Raw genomic sequence first — 17,276 nt, forward strand, 5'->3', positions numbered from 1 at the left:
AGGCCAGGCCCGCGGGGCCCCCGGCTCCTCAGCGGTCGCCACCGAGGAGCCGGCGGGCCGTGGTCAGCGCCGAGTCCTTGAGGGTGTCCAGCTCCTTCTCGGTGAACACCGGCGTGGGCACCTGCGGGGGGATGCCCGGCCCGTCGAAGGTGCGTCCGTCGCGGGTCAGGAACTCCTCGTTCGGCAGACCCACCGCCCAGTGCGCCGACAGCAGCCGGATCATGACGTCGGAGAAGACGCCCTGGGTGTTCTCGCCGATCCTGGTCACCCGCGGGCTGCGCTCCATCAGCGCCATGGTGAACGTCTCGCCCGCGCTGACCGTGGTGCCGGCGGTCAGCAGGGCGACCGGTCCGGTGAAGCGCGGAGCCGCCGCCGGGCGCACGGTGATCGGCTGCGGCCGGGTGAAGCGGCTCGGGTCGGCCGGGTCGTTCCGGGCCCGCTTGGTGTACGCCGGATACGGGCGGTCGGTGAGCCGGGCGGCGATCCGCAGCCCGAGTTCGTCCGAGCCACCGCCGTTCAGCCGGACGTCGATCACCAGTCCGCGCAGCCCGGCCGAGCCGGCCAGGAGAGCGTCCAGAGCCCGGTCCAGCTCGGCCGCCTGCTGCTGGTAGCTGCCGTCCTCGACATAGTCGTCGAAGCTGCCGACGCGCAGATAGCCGATACCGCCCGGGAGTTCGCCGACCCCGAGCTTGCCCCCGCCGAACATCCGCTCCGGCCCGACCAGTTGCGCCGCGACGGCCTTCCCGGCCCGCTTGGCAAGCTCCGGGGTCTCCTCCTGGGTGCCCGGCCGCAGGCCGAAGAAGACCCCGTGGAGATCGCGGGCGAGGCTGGTGTGCGCGTCGTGCAACGGCTCCATCATGGCGGTGAAGATTCGCTGGAGGTCGTCGTCGGTGGTCTGCGGGCCGATCTGGGGCCGGTACTGGTCCCGGACGGCGTGCCAGTCGATGCCCTTGGCGGCGAAGAACGGGTAGTTCTCCTCGAACGTCTCCCAGAACCGGTCGAAGACGGACAGCGGGTCCCCGGGCGCCGGTGTGGTGCACAGCGCGGGCAGCCCCGGCAGCCGCTCCAGGTGCGTGCTGCCGGCCGAGTCGTCGGCCTTCAACGCGGCCCGGTCGCGGCCCTGTGGCGTGATGGTCATGTCGGCCGTCGCCCCGCGTCCGTAACGGGTCGCCCCGTCGCGCCCGGGGCTACCGACCTGCCCCGCCGTGAAGAACCCCGGGACGCAGCTGCCCGAGGTCACGCTGTAGGTCGTCAGCCGTCCGTGGTCGATCGTCAGGACCATTCCGTACCCGTCCGACCGCCAGGCGCCCTCCAGCCGGTTCGCGGCCGGCTGCGCCCCGCTCCCCGGCGCGGCGAGCGCGGTGCCCGCCACCCCCGTCGTCACTCCGATCGTCACCGCGAGCGCCACCGCTGTGACCCCCGCCGCCCGTGCCGTACCCCTGAACCGCATGTCGGCCTCCGCCGTCTCGGTCGGTCCGGTCGGGTGGGATCCTGCCGGGCCCGCACACGGGTGAGCGGGCCCGCACGGTCCCCACGACCGTCCCCAGGCCTCCCCCGCGGAACCCCTCCGCCGCCTGCCGTCGACGCTACGGGCCGGGTGGCCGACCGGTCGTCCACCTCTGTGGTGGTCCCGCCGGCGGCCCGGGCCCGTCCCAGGACGGAGCGGGGTGCGGCCCGGGGCGGACCGTGGGAGGAGCGGAACGGGACCTGAGGAGGATCGACAACCGGCCCTCCGGCCTGCCACGGCGTGTCAGGCCCGGGCGGGCCGCAGCTTTCCCGAGACCAGGGTGCCCAGCCGGTCCAGCCCGACCACCGCCGCCGCGAGGACCACGAACTCCACGGTCAGCAGGGCGATCTGGCCCCAGACATAGCCGTAGCCCTCGGTCGTCGGGTCGAAGAAGAAGTACGGGTACGGCATCGGGTAGTTGGAGAACAGCGCGTTGCGGACCAGCACGATCGCCGCGTACCCGAGCGGGAAGGCCAGCCAGAGCGGTATGTCGCGCCAGGCGGAGGCGTTGCGGGGCTTCAGCGTCAGCCAGTCGGCGATCACCATCACCGGCGTGACGTAGTGCAGGAAGAACGACGACCAGTGCTGGAGCTTGTCCGGCCCGTCGAAGAGTCCGGGCAGCGGATTGGCACCGTGCTCCAGCAGGATGTGCGAGACCAGCCCGGTGATCAGGATGTACAGGGTGGCGGCCCCGCGCAGCCGGGGCGCGGGGGCGTCCACGGTGCCGCGCTTGACCATCCAGTACGCCGCGCCGGCGAAGTAGCCGAGCACGATCACGTTGCTCTGGATGGTGAAGTACACCAGCGGCGCGGTCTGGAGGATCAGGCCGAGGCCCGCCGAGAGCACGATGCCCAGGCGCCACCAGAGCGCCGGGCGGATCCAGACTGACATACGGTCACCAGTTCGTTCGAGGCGATACGGGAGGTATCGGACGGTCGGGGCGGGGGAACGCCGCACTCTACTCGCTGGTAGGACCGGGACGGAAGAATCGTCACTGCGGACTGCCCCCGGCCGCCCGGCTGCTCGGGCAGGACGATCACCGCCCCGCCCGACGGCGTCGACCGGTCCGCCCACGGCCGCGCCGAGACGGTGATCGCCGCTCTCGCCCTCGCGCTGCCGATGAGCGCACTCGTCCTCCTCTGGCCGTGGGCCGGGCCGGACGACTACTCCGAACCCGTCTTCTCGGCCGGCCTCCAGCGGCTGCTCGACGTGTCGTCGGCCTGGCCCGCCCTGGTGATGGCGACCGCCTTCTTCGTCCACTCCGCCGCCCGCCGCCCCGACCGGCTGCGCTCCGCCGGCGTGGCCCTGGCCGTCCTCCCCTGGACGGTCATGCCCGCCCCGCCCTACTACTGGCGGCCGCCGCGCGACCTCGCCGAACTCGTCCGCAACGCCGCGGTCGTCGCCGCCCTGCCGGCCATCGCCACCACCCTCGCCGTGCTCCGCCGCACCCTGACCGCCTCCCCGGAGCCGGCCGAGCCGGCCTGACCTCGGTGCGGGCCTGGCCACGGTGCCGCCCGCCCGGGCGCCGTGAGACGTCAGACGGTGGCCGGCCCGCGCCGGGCGGTGAAAGCGAAGGCCCGGCGTGAGTGGGGCGAGTTTCACCTCGACTCACTCACGCCGGGCCGATCACGCTCCGGGCGCCTTGCACCCGGTTCGCGCGTCAGGACCTACCGCGCGCTGCCCGCTTCCTGGCGAACACCAGGGCCGCACCACTGAGCAGCGCGAGGAGCGCGAGCCCGATGGCGACCGCGATGTTCGTACCGGTCGCGGCCAGGTTCCCGCCCGGCTTGGTCTCCGGCGCCACACCCGAGGTCGGGGGCGTTCCCGGCATCGGCTGCTGCGGAACCGGAGACGACGGATCCGGCGAGGACGACGGGTCGGGCGTCGGCCCGGGACCGGCCGACTCCGAGGACGACGGCTCCGGCGACGGAGACCCCGTGGCAGACGGGGAGGCCGTCGGCGAGGGCGAACCCGACGCGGACGGGGAGGCCGTCGGAGACGGGGAACCCGTGGCGGTGGGGGAGGCCGTCGGCGAGGGCTCCACCGTCGGGGACGGCGAGACCGTCGGCGAAGGCGAACTCGTCGGCGTCGGCGTCGGCGTCGGCGTTGGCTCGGGCTCCTGCTCCAGCTCCGTCGTCACGACGCACGCCCTCCCCGCCTCCACGGACGAGTCCGTCGGGCAGGACTGCGGGTCGCCGCTGGGCGCGGAACCGACGACCGAGACACCGTTGCTGATCCGGGTGCCCTTCTCGGTGACCTCGCCGATCACCACCGAGTAGGTGAGCGTCGCCGTCCCACCCTTCTTGATCGGCGCGGTCCACACCAGACGCGAACCGTCGACCTCAGCCTTCCCCGCACTCGGGTCGGCGTCGTTCCGGTAGGTCGCGTGCTTGAGGACATCGGTCATGTCGTCCTCGATCGCGGCCGGGTCGCCCGCGAGGAAGTCCGCGCCACCGGTGTTCTTGGCCGTGATCGTGTAGGTCAGGACGTCACCGGCACGCACCGGCCCCGCCTTGTCCACCGACTTCGTGAACCGCACCTCGGGCAGGGCGATGTCCGCGCAGGCACTGTCCTTCCCGACCACCGCGTCCGTCGAGGTCAGGGCGACGAGGTTGCCGTAGCCCTGACCGCCGTCCGTCGAGCACTTCGCGTCCTGCGCGCTCAGCTCGGCGCGGTCGGCAGTCGCCGTGACGGTCACCCGGTACGCACGCGTACCCGGCCCCTCGTCGGTCGCCGCCGGTACCCGGTCGTTCCCGGTGAGCAGGACGGCATCAGGCGTGAGAGCCTCGCCGCCCATGTTGTCGAGGCCACCGTTGAACCTCGGGTTCACCGCGGCACCGTCACCCGTGGCGGTGGCGGTCACCTCCTTCACCTCCACGCCCTTGGGGAACGCGAACCTGTCCTGCAGCCCGTAGCTCAGCCCGCCGGCCGGAGTCCGGGCGTCGTTGCTGACGACGATCAGGTAGGCGATGTCCCAACTGCCGTCCTCGTTCTGCTTCGGCGCCCCGTCGACGGCCTTGGTGACCGTCGGCTTGACCGGTGCCGCACAGGCGTCGGCGGTCCGCTGCACATCACCCGCGAGGGCCAGCGTGGCCCGGTTCGCGAAGCCGCCGGCCGAACCGTCGACGCACTGCCCGGGCTGCGTCCCGGCAGTACCGTGCGCGTCCGCCGTGACGGTCACGACCCACTCGTGGGACTTGCCACCCGGAAGTTCGACCGCGGACGCGACGGCGCCCGAGCCGTGCCACGCATCGGCCGCAGCCACGCCCTCCGGCACGGTGGTCACCTTCGCGTCGACCACATCGATGCCCTCACCGAAGCGCAGGTCGTCGGCGAGGCCGTAGGTCACCGTGTGCCCGGGGCTCGGGTTGACCACGCCGATCGCGTACTCGACCGTCCAACGGCCGTCGTCGCCCTGGCTTGCCGAGCGAACCGACTTGGTCAGCTCCGCGGTGAAGCCGTCGCTGGTCACAGCGCACGGCACACCGCTGCCGTCCCGGCCGGTCGCGCTGTCGCACACCGCCCCGCCGAGCCCGCCGTAGACGGTGTTGACCAGCGCGTGGTCACCCCCGTCCTTGACGGTCACCTTGTAGGTGAGCGTCGCGGTGGAGCCCGCCTTCAGCGCGCCCTTCCACGTCAGCAGACCGGTCTGCGGGTCGTCGACCCTGGTCGCGGAACCGCCGTCGACCGTGACGGAGGCCGAGCCGTTGACGAAGCCGGCGTCGTCGAGCACGCCCGCCAGGTCGTCGGTCACGACTGCCGGGTCGGCGTCGGTGTAGTCGGCGGTGCCGGTGTTCTTCACCGTCACCGTGTACGTCACCGTGTCGCCCTCGCTCACACCGGCGGCCTTGGCGTCCGACGCCTTGGTGACGGCGAGCGAACGCAGCCCGTCGGTGTCACTCGCCTCCGCGCTCAGCTTCGCGCTCCCGTCGGCCGGGTCGGGGGCCGTCACCGCCGCGGTGTTGACCACATCGCCCTGGGCACCGGGCAGCACCCGCACGGTCACCTTCACACTCGCGGTGGTGTCCGTGCCGCCGTCGGTCCTGTCCCCCTCGGGGGACGCGACCGCCGCACCGCCGAGGTCGCCCAGCGCCCACGTCACCACGCCGCCGGGCCGGTTGCCGTAAGCGTCCTGGTCGCCCTGGCCGCTGATCTGGCCGCCGTCGGTCGCCGAGACGAACGCCACGCCCGCGGGCAGGGGGTCCGTCAGCATCGCACCCTTGATCTTCTCGGAGGGCAGCAGGTTCACCACGTCCAGGGTGTAGGTGTACTCCTGGCCCGGGGCGACCGAGGTCAGCCCGTCGGTCTTGGTGAGCGAAAGCCCGGCCGTCGCCTCCTCCACCGCCGTGCAGCCCGTCGCCTCGTTGTTGGACGGATCCGGGTCGTGCATCGGCCCGGTGATCGACGCCTTCACGCAGACCTTGCCCGCCATCGAGGGCACCACCGGGATGTCGAGCGCAACGTCGGCCCCCTTTTGCAGCTTGGCCGGAGCATCGCCGTCGACCGGCGTGCACGTCAGCGACAGCGGCCCCTCGTACGGCGCGTTCTCCGGCGGGGCGGTGCACGCCCAGCCCTGCGGCTTCAGGCTCGTCACCGTCAGACCGGCCGGCACCGAGACCGTCACCGTCGCCGGGGACGCCTGTGAGCCACCGCCGTTCTTCACCGTGAACGGCACGACACCGGGACGGCCCGCCTGCAGCGGCAGGCGGTCCGGCACGGCCACGCTCAGGTCGGCCTCCTGCGTGGTGGCACACACCGGACGCGGCTCGGCCGCCAGCGTCTGCCCGCTCCTCATGGCCACCGAGTTGCAGGCCCGCGCGTCCGCCTCCGACCCCGGGTTGACGGAAGCCGCGTACGTGAAGCCCGCCGACTGGCCGGGCGCGAGCGAGCCCTGAACGGCTGCGCGGATCGCCTTCCTGCCCGACACATCCGGACCCCAGTCGTCCACCGCACCCGGCGCGGACGGATACACCTCGTCACGCTTCGGGTTCGTCGACGCCGAGTAGGACAGCGCCAGATTCCCGGACACATCGGAAACACTGGCCAGCGCCTCCTCGAAGGTGCTCCCACGCGGCACGTTCGCCGTGCCCGCACTGGTGCCCTTGTCACCGACGTACGGCAGCACGTCGTACGCGACCACGTTGCCCAGCGTCGTGTTGCCGGTGTTCTTCAGCGTGATCCGGTACTTGATGTCCGTCGCCGTCGGCGAGACACCGACCAACTCGTCCGGGTCGGACAGCCAGGTGCAGCCGTCAGCGGCGCCCGGCGTCGGCCGGCAGATCTCCTTGACCGCGCTCAGGGCGTCGGCCGCCGAGACGAGCACGTTCTGGTTCACGCTGGAGAACCACTGCGCGGGCTGCCCGTCCTGCACAGCGCCCGTGTACGTGGCCTGGGTGTTGTCCCAGGTGTTCCGGGAGTCGCCCGCCCACGCCGTCGCCACGCTCGTCGTGCCGGCCGTGACCGCGAAGGTCGGTTTGGCGACCACCGTCATCGTCGGCCAGGTCCCGTTCGCACCGAAGGAGACCGTGTTCGGCCACGTCGCCACCACGGCCTCGCGGGCGACACCGCCGATCGTCTTCGTCGTGTACTCGAACTTCACACCCGCCGGGACACTGTTCGGCGGAAACGCCGCCGAACCCTTGTTGATCGTCCAGCCCACGGGCGCGATGAACACGTACTGCGGCGTGATCTGCGCATCGGCCGGAACGTTCGACGTCGTCCCGTTCACACTGAAGGTCGTGTTCTTGCCCGGCACGGCGTTGCCACCGCCCTCGACCGCGGCGGGCGCGGCGAAGGCCGCGGTGAAAGCGGGCTTCACCGTCGTCTTCGGGGTCTCGCGGAACTGGATCGTGCGGGAGACCGGGCCCAGGCCCATCGGCGACAGCCCGCTGTCCGGCCAGGACATCGTCGCCTTCGCCGTGTTGGTGCGCTGCTCACCGATCGGGGCGGTCTTCGTCACCGTGTAGGAGAAGTTGACGTTGAACGCGACGGAACCGCTGTCACTGGGCCGGACGTTCGGCGGCGCGATGGAGCCGCTCGTGACCTTCGCCTTGGTGAACCAGGTGCCGGCGGGGGCGGTGGCAGACCCGCTCGACGTCCCCGTCTGACCGTCGCTGAGCGTCCACTCGACCGTGGCCGCCGGCGTCGTGGCCGTCGTCGTGATCCTGTTGACCCGCGCGTCCGCCTGGTCGAGAGTGTCGTCCTCGATCACCGCGACACCGGCGACGTTCGACTGGTTGCGCGCCGTCACGACCCAGTTGAAGGAGTTGTCCGCGAAGGGGGCGAGGGCCGCGCCCGGGGTGCAGGTGCGGTTCCAGTCGTCACGGCCGCCGGCCGGGCAGGTCAGCCCGGTCACGTCCGGCGGAACGTTCACCAGCCGGGTGTTCCCGTTGCCGGCGTTGTTGGTGCTGTCCTTCGTCATGTCGGCCCGGGCGAACGGGTCGTAGCACGAAACGGTGTGCGTCATCTGGTGCGAGGCGTTCTTGGTGGTGCGGGCCGCGTCCAGGTAGGTGAGCGACACGCTGGAGTCGTGCGTGACGGTTTCCTCGAAGTTGCAACCGCCCGGATCGGAAGTGAACTTGGCCGCCGGGTAGTTCACCGTGACCGCACGCGGGTAGTACGGGCCGCGCGTGACCCAGCCGCTGGTGCTGGTGGTACCCCAACCGCCCGAAGCGTTCGCGTCCGGGGCATCCTTCGTGCCGAGCGACCACGTCACGCTGTGCGTCGCCGCGTCGTACACGCCGCCGCCCGTACTCGACACGTACGTCGCCCGCGGATCCAGCTTCTCCGTCACGGTGTAACTGCCCGCCGCGACCCACTCCGACGTCCCCGCGATGCGGCTGCCAGAGGTGCGCGGGAACGAACCGGACCCCATGTACACCGACCACGTGACGTTCACACCGGGCTTCACCGATCCCGGACTCGTCTGGACGATGCCCGGCTCCGGCACCCTGCTCGTCCAGGTCACCGGCTGCGCGTCGGCCTTGGCCTGCCCGGTGGCACTGGTCGCGGCCATGGTGGCCGACATCGGGATCTGGAACCCGGACGGGTAGTACTGGGCCGGCCGGGGCGTGGTGTAGGTCTCGTCCGCGAGGATGCTGAAGACGACCAGGAACGTGCCCGACGTACCGGCGGACAGGTCACCGAGCTTGACCGTGATGCCCGTGGTGGCCGTGCCGCTGATCGTCGCGCCCGACACCCCGGCCGGGGCCGTCCAGTTCGCGTACCTCAGGATCGGTTCGGTCGCCAGCCCGTAGGGATTCGGTGGCGCCGGAGACAACTGCACGGTGGTGCCCGCACAGTCGGCGGCCGCACAGGAGTACGCCACCCTGTAGGCGAGCTGGTCGTTGTGCGCCCCGTAGGAGGCGTCCGTCTGCGGCTGCCCGGTGAGGGAGTCGACGGGCTGGATCGAGATGCTGAGGACCGCGTTACCGGCCGCACCCGCGACCACCGCCGGCCCGATCAGTCCCGCCAGCATGGCGAACGCGGCCACTAGGGCCAGCACGCCACTACGACGTGCCCCCGCCCACGCGGCGGCTATCCGGTGTGACACCGTTTCCCCCTCAGAGGGTTGTCTTTGCAAGAACGAGTCTTCAGTTGACTGAGCTACGAGCCGGTCCAGCCCCGAGTCGGCGCGGTCAATGGTGGTTCACACGCCGTCGCGCACGACGAACAGCGGCACACGAGGTGGCCTGTACCGCGACATAAGGAGCATTCCGGTGGTGCCCGGCGCTTGGGAACGTAACAGGACAAACATCGCAACTTCAAGCATCCACCACATACTTGAGTCCCCTTCGCAACCTTGCTTCGGAGGTGGGGGTATTTGTCACGAAGGGACCGGCGCGCCTTCGCGCTGCCCCCCTTCGGAAGGTGATATCGACCCCAGCCGCCGAACGGGCCGCGGAGTGGCTCAGCGGAGGGCGGTTGCACCGAGTGCGAAACGTGCTTCGCGGGATACCGCGACAGAAGCCGGAAGGTGCTGAATGACCACCGGAGTTCGCCGCACAGGGCGACACGGGGGCGGCCTCGCCGCTCGTTCATGGAGGACTGGGCCGACGACAACGCGACGGGCCCGCCCGGGCGGTAGCGCCCGGGCGGGCCCGTGGATCCGTTTCCGTTTACGGGATGAGCGGTTCGCAGCCGATCGCCTTGCCGCCGGCGGTGAGGAACTGCTTCCAGAGGTTTTCGTCCGGGAGGAGCCCGCTGCCGCTCACGCTCGGGTCGTAGCTCCAGTCGAGGTGGAAGTACGTCGTCTTTCCCTGGCAGGTGGCGACGACGTTCTCACGCAGCAGCGTGATGTACCGCGAGCGCCCGTAGGCCTCGGTACGGGCCTCTTCCGGGTTGAGGCCGGTGACCCGTGGGTCGGTGGTGATCGTGTAGGACGCGAGCGCACGGTGGTCGCTCGCGTCGCTGATGCTGCAGGACCAGACCGGGCCGAAGGCGGTGGTCGCCTGTTGGCGGTACCTGTCCTTGGTAGTGGGGTTCAGGGGCGGGGCGGTCATACCTGGCAAGCCGCAGACACTGCCGAAGTCGACGGGCTGGAGCGAGCCCGCGGCGGACAGGTTCTCCGGCGCCGGCATCTTCCCGCCCCCGCAGTTCTTCTCCTTGGCGACCATGTTCGCGTATGCCACGGCCATTCGGGCGGCCCCTTCGGCACGGTCGCCGTCCAGGCCGCCCTTGCCGACGTTGATGTCCGTGAACAGGCCCTTCGTGCAGCCCTCCGGTAGCAGCGCCCACGCCCTGTCCGGTGTCACGCCTCCGGCCGAGGCCCCGGAGAACAGGCGGGCATCTGGGGTCGGCCGGTAGGCGACGCTGTTCTGGTTGAACCCGATGCTGAACGACGCCGACCGCTCGGACTTGCCGAACAGCCCGGAGCTGACCGTCGCCACGCAGCTGTTCGGCCGGTCGTAGGCGGTCGGCGAATAACCGGCGTCCTTCTCCTCGCTGATCCGCCCCGGCCCCAGAGCGGCGTGCAGGTCGTCGGCCGTTGCCGCGCCACCGCACACCGTGTCCGGCCCGAGCACGTTGGTCAGGTTGTAGAGCAGAACCCCCGAGACCCCGGCCGTGATCGCCACGATCACGGCCGCCGCCCGCAGGCGCAGCCGCCGGGTGGTGAAACCGCGCCGGGTGAGAGCCGAGTCGAGCTGCCGCAGCGGGCCGCCGGACGGCTCGTCCGTCTGCGTGGTCAATGTCTTCTCCTCTTGTTCTCTTGATCGGCCCAGTGGGGTAGCGCGCGGACCACTGGGCTGTGACGTGTGGGGGCCCGCCCGGGCGGTAGCGCCCGGGCGGGCCCGTGGATCCGTTTCCGTTTACGGGATGATCGGTTCGCAGCCGATCGCCTTGCCGCCGGCGGTGAGGAACTGCTTCCACAGATCGGCGCGGTCGGGGAAGAAGAATCTTTCGACCAACGGCAGGTTCTGCAGATCGATCTGGAAGTAGACCGGCTTGCCCTGGCAGTCCGCGACCACCTCGTCATAGCCTGTCCAACGTGCCCGGCCGTACGCGGTGCCGCGAGCGTTGTCGGGGGAGCGGCCGCTGGCACGGGAATCGGTCGCGATGGCGAAGGACAGTACCGAGCCGCGGTCCTTCCCGCCGCCGATCTTGCAGGACCACACCGGGTCGAACACCGTCGTCACCTGCTGCTCGTAACCGCGCAGGGCTGCCTCACCCTTGGGAACGGTCAGGCCCGACAGGCCGCACAGCGCGGTGGCGTCTGCGGGCTGCCAGACGCCGGCCGCTGACAGGTTCTTCGGCGCGGGGAGTGTCCCTTGCCCGCAGTGGTTCTTGGCAGCGGCACCGTTCGCGGCGTTCACCGCAAGCCGGGCCAGGCCCGGGGCGCCGTCGTCGTTCGGGCCCTTGTGGGCCGTGGACACCTCGACCCGCAGTCCCTTGCTGCAGCCTTCCGGAAGCAGCGCCCAGGCCGAGGAGGAGTTCGCGCCGCCGGTCGAGCCACCGTTGGCGGCGCCCGCGAACAGCCTGTCATTCGCGTCGGCGACGGCGATCGCGTGGTCGTTGTCCAGCCGGACGCTCAGGGAAGCGGACCGGTGGCTGCCTCCGAACACACCGGAGCTGACGGTGACATCGCACCAGTCGCCTCGGTTGTACACGGTCGCCAGATTCTCCTGGTACGAGTCCTCACTCACCCGGCCGGACCCGAGCGCGGCGTGCACCGCGTCCGCGCTGACCGAGCCGCCGCAGACCGTATCGGGCCCGAGCACGTTGGTCAGGTTGTACAGCAGTGTTCCCGATACGCCGGCCGTGATCGCCACGAGCACGGCCGCCGCCCGCACGCGCAGCCACCGGGTGGTGAAACCGCGTCGGCTGAGAGCCTCGTCGAGCCGGTGCAACGCGCCGTCCGACTGATCGGGGGAGGCCTCGCCCTGCTGGGGTGTCATGTCTGTCATCCCTTTCCGAGGGCGGACCGGTAGGCCTGGTCGATCGAGACGTTGTAGAAAACCTTCGTGTCATCCAGCAGTTGCTTCGAAATGCTGCCGTCCTCGTCCAGCGCATCTCCGAAGATCCCCGCTTCACCAGCTTTGCTGGAAATCATGGCTTGCAACTGCTCCTTACCGGCGGAGAAATGGGAGCTCAGATTGTCCTGGACTTGGGTGTCGATCGTGAGGTTGGCATTCTCGGCCCACTTGGAGGTGCCAACGTCGACCAGGCGCTGGGCGATATCCCCGAGTGGTTGGGGAAGCATATTCGCCGGGGTGCCGGCTATGTGGTAGCTCATTTTCGCTTTCCAGTTGTTCTCGGACTTGGCGTCCTCGCTGTGATCGATGACGGCATCGGCATAGATCGCGTCAAGGCCTCCGAGCGCTGAGCTGGAGTCATGGATGAGGCTGGCGAACTTCCGGTTCGGACCACCTGCCTCGGGCGTGAACACCTCGGGTCCGAAAGCGGCCATCCGGCGCGCAATCTCCTGGGTTTCCGCCTGGTGGACGATCGCATAGGTACTAGGGTCCTCCATGGCACCACGGAGGACACGGAGCAGTTGCTCACGGCTGAACGAGAGTCCGTCGGGCTTCGACGGGCCCTGGAGTTCCTTGCCGAGAATCTCGTGCGTGTCCGGGGCGTAGTCGGCGATCATGTTGGCCAGAGGCCTGCGCAGGCCGGCGGGCAGGTTGTTCTCTGCGCCGGCCTTGTCGCCACCGAAGGCCGCGATCGTCTCGCTCATGATCTGCGCCATCGCCTTGTCGTGCGGGCGGACCGGCGGCTGGTTGCCGTGCGGGTCGCGGCCGGTGGTGGCGGCCTCCAGGGCGTCGCCGAAGGCGCCGCGCGACGACTGCCGGGCGAGGGCGTCGATCTGGTTCTGTTCGTAGCCCTGGTTGGGCCACTTGCGGTCCTTGAGCAGGTAGTCGAGGTTCTTGTTGTTGCCAGGGTCGAGGAACTCCTTGGATGCCTCCGGGTTGCGGCTCATCACCCGCATCAGGCCGCCCATCGGGTCGCCCTGCTTGCCCGTGATCGAGGTGTAGTCGGGGCCCCAGAGTTCCTCCCCCTTGAGCTTGCTGTGGCGCTCGAAGTCCACCAGGTCGTTGCCGACCTTGGTCAGGAACGCCTTGTCGAAGTCACCCCGGGCGCCCATCAGTTCGGTCAGCGCCGGGTAGTTGTCGTTGTACCCGGCCGCCGAACCGCCGGGCTTGCGGGCGGCCTTGAGCAGCTTGTCCTCCCACTCCTTGCCCATGCCGCCGTCCTTGGTGGCGGTGGCGAGGACCTGGGAGAGGCTGCCGTAGACGTCCTCGTAGCCCTTGGCGTTGTGGTTGCCGTGCGCGAGGTCGCCGTAGACCTTGGAGTACTCCAGCAGTGCCTCCGGGCCGGTCTTGCCGCCCACGTTGAGGCCGTTGAGCAGGGTGGTGGAGAACTCCTTGGAGCCCGCGTTGGCGGACATCAGGTCCTGCAGCCGCTTGAGTTCCTCGTCGGAGAGGCTGCCGGCCTTGGCGAGCAGCAGCTTGGCCCGGTCGGCGTCGGCCGCGTCGCCGCCCCCGAGCGGGTGGGCGTTGAAGGACGTGGTGCTGGTGCCGATGTCGGTCTGCAGGGCGGTGGTGGCCCGCTGGTCGGCGGCGGTGGCCTTCTCGACGGCCTTGGTCAGCCGGGTGGATATCCCCTCGGCCTTGCCCTTCATCTCTTTGTCGTACTGCTTGATCGCTTCGCCGGCGTCGGGGTCGTTGTGCGATCCGGGCATGGGGGGCCAGTGGATCTCGCCGTCGGGCGTGACCTTCATCGACTGCGACTCCGCGTCGTGGATCGCGTTGTCGAGGTCCTTGCGCGCGGCGGCGAAGTCCTCGGCCGCGTCGCGGATGATCGCCGAGAGGGCCGTGGCGACGCCTGCGGCCTGCTTGAAGTCCGTGTCGATGCCCTGGAGCGTCCGGCCCGCGTCGTCGGCGGCCGCGCCCTTCCAGCCGGCCCGCTGGGGGGTGCTGGTGAGCTCCTTGCCGACCCGGCCCTCGAGCGAGCCGAGGGCCTTGGCCACCCCGGCCCAGGCCTCGGCGGCGTCGGTGACGCCGGAGAAGTCGGCTTCGTGCAGTTCCTTGAATGACACCATGTCCGTGAGGTCCCCTCCCTCAGTGCGACGAGCCGAACTGGCCGGCCGTGCGGGCTTCGTTGGCGGCGTAGTTGCGCTGGGTCTCGTCGAGCTTGTCGGCGGTGCCGGTCAGCTTGTCGTGCAGCGTCTTGCACTGCTGCGTCCAGCGTTCGGTGGCGCTGGTGAGGGCGCCGCCGAAGGAGAACCCGCGGATCTTGGTGGCGGCGGTGCTCGCGTACTCGCCGAGGCTGTGCGCGCCGTGGCCGGCCTTGCCGTTGGCGTTGTCGAGGTCGGTCGCTATCTGGCGGGCTATGCCGGCCGAGGCGTTGAGCTCGTGCGGGCTGTCCAGCTGGGTGGTGGGCGCGGACGGGGCCGGGCCGGGCGAAGGGCTCGGCGTGCCGGCCGACGTGCTGACCGGCCGGGCGAGTGGTGACGTGCTGGGCGACGGTGTGGCGGGGGCCGGTGCGACCGGCCCGGTGGTGAACCCTGGGTAAACCATGTGTGCGTCTGCTTCCTTCTCCTCCGACGAGAGGTCAGAACCCCTCCCACAGCAGAGACGACCGTACCGGGCCGTCCGTCGGTGTACTGACGCACCCTCCGGGCCTCGGGTTGCGGGGGCCGCAACAGGGGTTTGCCAGGGATTCCGTGGAGGAGTCCGGCACGGTCCCGGGCGAGGGGTGAAGGTCTTGTTACCCGCCGGTCGCTTCCCTATCATCGCGAGTGTTACAGCTTTACTGTCAAACCCTTGAAGGGGCAGTAGCAGGTGAGTGACACAAACAGCCCCGACGTGACCGGCCCCGGCCCACTGGCCGGCGTCCGGGTGGTCGAACTCGCCGGCATCGGTCCCGGCCCCTTCGCCGCGATGCTGCTGGCCGACCTCGGCGCCGACGTGGTCCGCGTCGACCGGCCCGACCCCTCGCCGCTCGGCACCGACCCGGCGTACGACATCACCAACCGCAACAAGCGCTCGGTGCTGATCGACCTCAAGTCCCCCGCGGGGCCGGGCCTGGTGCTGGACCTCGTCGACCGGGCCCACCTGCTGATCGAGGGCTACCGCCCGGGCGTGGCCGAACGCCTCGGCGTCGGCCCGGACGCCTGCCTCGCCCGCAACCCCGCCCTGGTCTACGGCCGGATGACGGGCTGGGGCCAGCACGGGCCGCTCGCCGCCACGGCCGGCCACGACATCGGGTACACGGCGGTCGCCGGCGTCCTCGGCCTGATCGGCTCCCCGGACGAAGCGCCCGCCATCCCCGTCAACCTGCTCGGCGACTACGCGGGCGGCTCGCTCTACCTGGTCGTCGGCCTGCTCGCCGCCCTGCACCACGCCCGCGCGACCGGCGCCGGCCAGGTCGTCGACGCCGCCGTGGTGGACGGCGCCGCCCACCTCACCAGCATGCTCTGGGGTCTGCTCGCCGCCGGCCACTGGCAGGACCGCCGGGGTGCCAACCTGCTGGACGGGGGCGAGCCCTGCTACTCGGTGTACCGGGCCTCGGACGGCGGCCATCTCGCCGTCGGCGCGCTGGAACCGCGGTTCTACGCCGAGTTCGCCCGTCTGCTGGAGCTGGGCCCGGACGCGCCGGGCCAGTACGACACCGCCCGCCGGCCCGAACTGCGCGCCCGGATCGCCGCCCGCTTCGCCACCCGCACCCGCGCCGAGTGGGAGGCCGTCTTCGCCGGGTCCGACGCCTGCGTGGAACCAGTATTGACGCTGCGTCAGGCAGCGGTGAACGAGCACCTGGCCGCCCGCGGCACCTACGTCGAGGAGGAGGGCGTCACCCAGCCCGCCCCCGCCCCGCGGTTCTCCGTCACCCCCGGCGCGCTGCGCCGCCCGCCCGCCCGGCCGGGGGTCCACACCGCCGAGGTCGCCCGCGACTGGGACGTGCCCGCCCTGGGCCCCGCCCCGAGCCCTGCCCCGACACCCCCGCCCCCTGACAGTCCCGCCCCCTGACAGTCCCCGACCACCTCTCGCGAACTCGGACAGCCCCCCCGAGCCTGAAAGGCACTCCACCGTGACCACCGAAGCGTACGTCTACGACGCGATCCGCACCCCGCGCGGCCGGGGCAAGGCCACCGGCTCACTGCACGGCACCAAGCCGATCGACCTCGTCGTCGGCCTGATCCACGAACTGCGCCGCCGGCTCCCCGGGCTGGACCCGGCCGCGGTGGACGACATCGTGCTCGGCGTGGTCAGCCCGATCGGCGACCAGGGCTCCGACATCGCCCGGATCGCCGCCATCGCGGCCGGCCTGCCCGACACGGTGGCCGGCGTCCAGGAGAACCGCTTCTGCGCCTCCGGTCTGGAAGCCGTCAACCTGGCCGCCGCCAAGGTCCGTTCGGGCTGGGAGGACCTCGTCCTCGCGGGCGGCGTCGAGTCGATGTCCCGGGTCCCGATGGGCTCCGACGGCGGCGCCTGGGCGATGGACCCGATGACCAACTACGCGACCGGCTTCGTCCCGCAGGGCGTGAGCGCCGACCTGATCGCCACCATCGAGGGCTTCTCCCGCACCGATGTCGACGCCTTCGCCGCCGAGTCGCAGGCACGCGCCGCCAAGGCCCAGGCCGACGGCCTCTTCGACCGCTCGCTCGTCCCGGTCCGCGACCGCAACGGCCTGGTGGTGCTGGACCGCGACGAGTTCGTCCGGCCCGGCACCACCGTGGAGACCCTGGCCGGCCTCAAGCCGTCCTTCGCGACCATCGGCGAGGCAGGCGGCTTCGACGCCGTCGCTCTGCAGAAGTACCACTGGGTGGAGGCCATCGACCACGTCCACCACGCCGGCAACTCCTCCGGCATCGTGGACGGCGCCGCCCTGGTCGCCATCGGCAACCGCGAGATCGGCGAACGGTACGGGCTGCGCCCGCGCGCCCGGATCGTCTCCGCCGCCGTCTCCGGCTCCGAGCCCACCATCATGCTCACCGGCCCCGCCCCGGCCACCCGCAAGGCGCTCGCCAAGGCCGGGCTGACCGCGGCCGACATCGACCTGGTCGAGATCAACGAGGCGTTCGCCGCCGTCGCGCTCCGTTTCATCCGCGAACTCGGCTTCCGGCACGACCAGGTGAACGTCAACGGCGGCGCGATCGCCCTCGGCCACCCGCTCGGCGCGACCGGTGCGATGCTCCTCGGCACCCTGATCGACGAGCTGGAACGGCGCGACCTGCGCTACGGCCTGGCCACCCTCTGCGTCGGCGGGGGCATGGGCATCGCCACCGTCGTCGAGCGAATCTGACCTCCGTTCCCGGCTCACCTGGAGA

General features: G+C 71.0%; 10 protein-coding genes. 3 read left to right on the plus strand and 7 right to left on the minus strand.

The annotated features are described in order from the left end of the window. Positions 1-28: 28 nt before the first annotated feature. Positions 29-1,450, minus strand: a complete 1,422-nt coding sequence (locus ACIQIB_RS17000) for a S41 family peptidase (protein WP_400758687.1) — start codon at positions 1,448-1,450, stop codon at positions 29-31. Between the two features lie 300 nt (positions 1,451-1,750). After that, positions 1,751-2,398: a Pr6Pr family membrane protein gene (locus ACIQIB_RS17005; RefSeq protein ID WP_363612412.1), complete on the minus strand. Its 648-nt coding sequence runs from the start codon at positions 2,396-2,398 to the stop codon at positions 1,751-1,753. 198 nt (positions 2,399-2,596) lie between these two features. Between ACIQIB_RS17005 and ACIQIB_RS17010 the strand changes: the two genes are divergently transcribed. Beyond that, positions 2,597-2,992, plus strand: a complete 396-nt coding sequence (locus tag ACIQIB_RS17010; protein WP_363612414.1) for a hypothetical protein — start codon at positions 2,597-2,599, stop codon at positions 2,990-2,992. A gap of 175 nt (positions 2,993-3,167) precedes the next feature. Here the strand turns inward: ACIQIB_RS17010 and ACIQIB_RS17015 are convergent, their stop codons facing one another. The 5 genes from ACIQIB_RS17015 to ACIQIB_RS17035 form a co-directional block, all read right to left on the minus strand. Further along, entirely contained in the window at positions 3,168-9,059 is a 5,892-nt protein-coding gene (locus ACIQIB_RS17015; RefSeq protein ID WP_400758690.1) for a hypothetical protein, read from the minus strand. 565 nt (positions 9,060-9,624) lie between these two features. Next, a complete protein-coding gene (locus ACIQIB_RS17020; protein WP_400758692.1) occupies positions 9,625-10,695 on the minus strand; it encodes a hypothetical protein in 1,071 nt (356 codons plus the stop codon). Positions 10,696-10,815: 120 nt separating this feature from the next. Beyond that, a complete protein-coding gene (locus ACIQIB_RS17025; protein WP_400758695.1) occupies positions 10,816-11,853 on the minus strand; it encodes a hypothetical protein in 1,038 nt (345 codons plus the stop codon). A gap of 53 nt (positions 11,854-11,906) precedes the next feature. Beyond that, a complete protein-coding gene (locus tag ACIQIB_RS17030) occupies positions 11,907-14,048 on the minus strand; it encodes a hypothetical protein (RefSeq protein WP_400758697.1) in 2,142 nt (713 codons plus the stop codon). A gap of 19 nt (positions 14,049-14,067) precedes the next feature. After that, entirely contained in the window at positions 14,068-14,526 is a 459-nt protein-coding gene (locus tag ACIQIB_RS17035; protein ID WP_363614865.1) for a hypothetical protein, read from the minus strand. 264 nt (positions 14,527-14,790) lie between these two features. Here ACIQIB_RS17035 and ACIQIB_RS17040 point away from each other — a divergent pair, with 264 nt between their 5' ends. Together ACIQIB_RS17040 and ACIQIB_RS17045 are read left to right on the plus strand one after the other, a co-directional pair. Further along, positions 14,791-15,975 (plus strand): CaiB/BaiF CoA transferase family protein, encoded by a 1,185-nt coding sequence (locus ACIQIB_RS17040; protein ID WP_400758699.1) that lies wholly within the window; start codon positions 14,791-14,793, stop codon positions 15,973-15,975. A 61-nt stretch (positions 15,976-16,036) separates the two neighbouring features. After that, complete coding sequence (locus tag ACIQIB_RS17045) at positions 16,037-17,251, plus strand: acetyl-CoA C-acetyltransferase (protein ID WP_363614869.1); 1,215 nt, start codon at positions 16,037-16,039, stop codon at positions 17,249-17,251. Positions 17,252-17,276 lie beyond the last annotated feature (25 nt).

The sequence above is a fragment of the Kitasatospora sp. NPDC092286 genome, from assembly GCF_044755565.1.
Taxonomy (GTDB): Bacteria; Actinomycetota; Actinomycetes; order Streptomycetales; family Streptomycetaceae; genus Kitasatospora.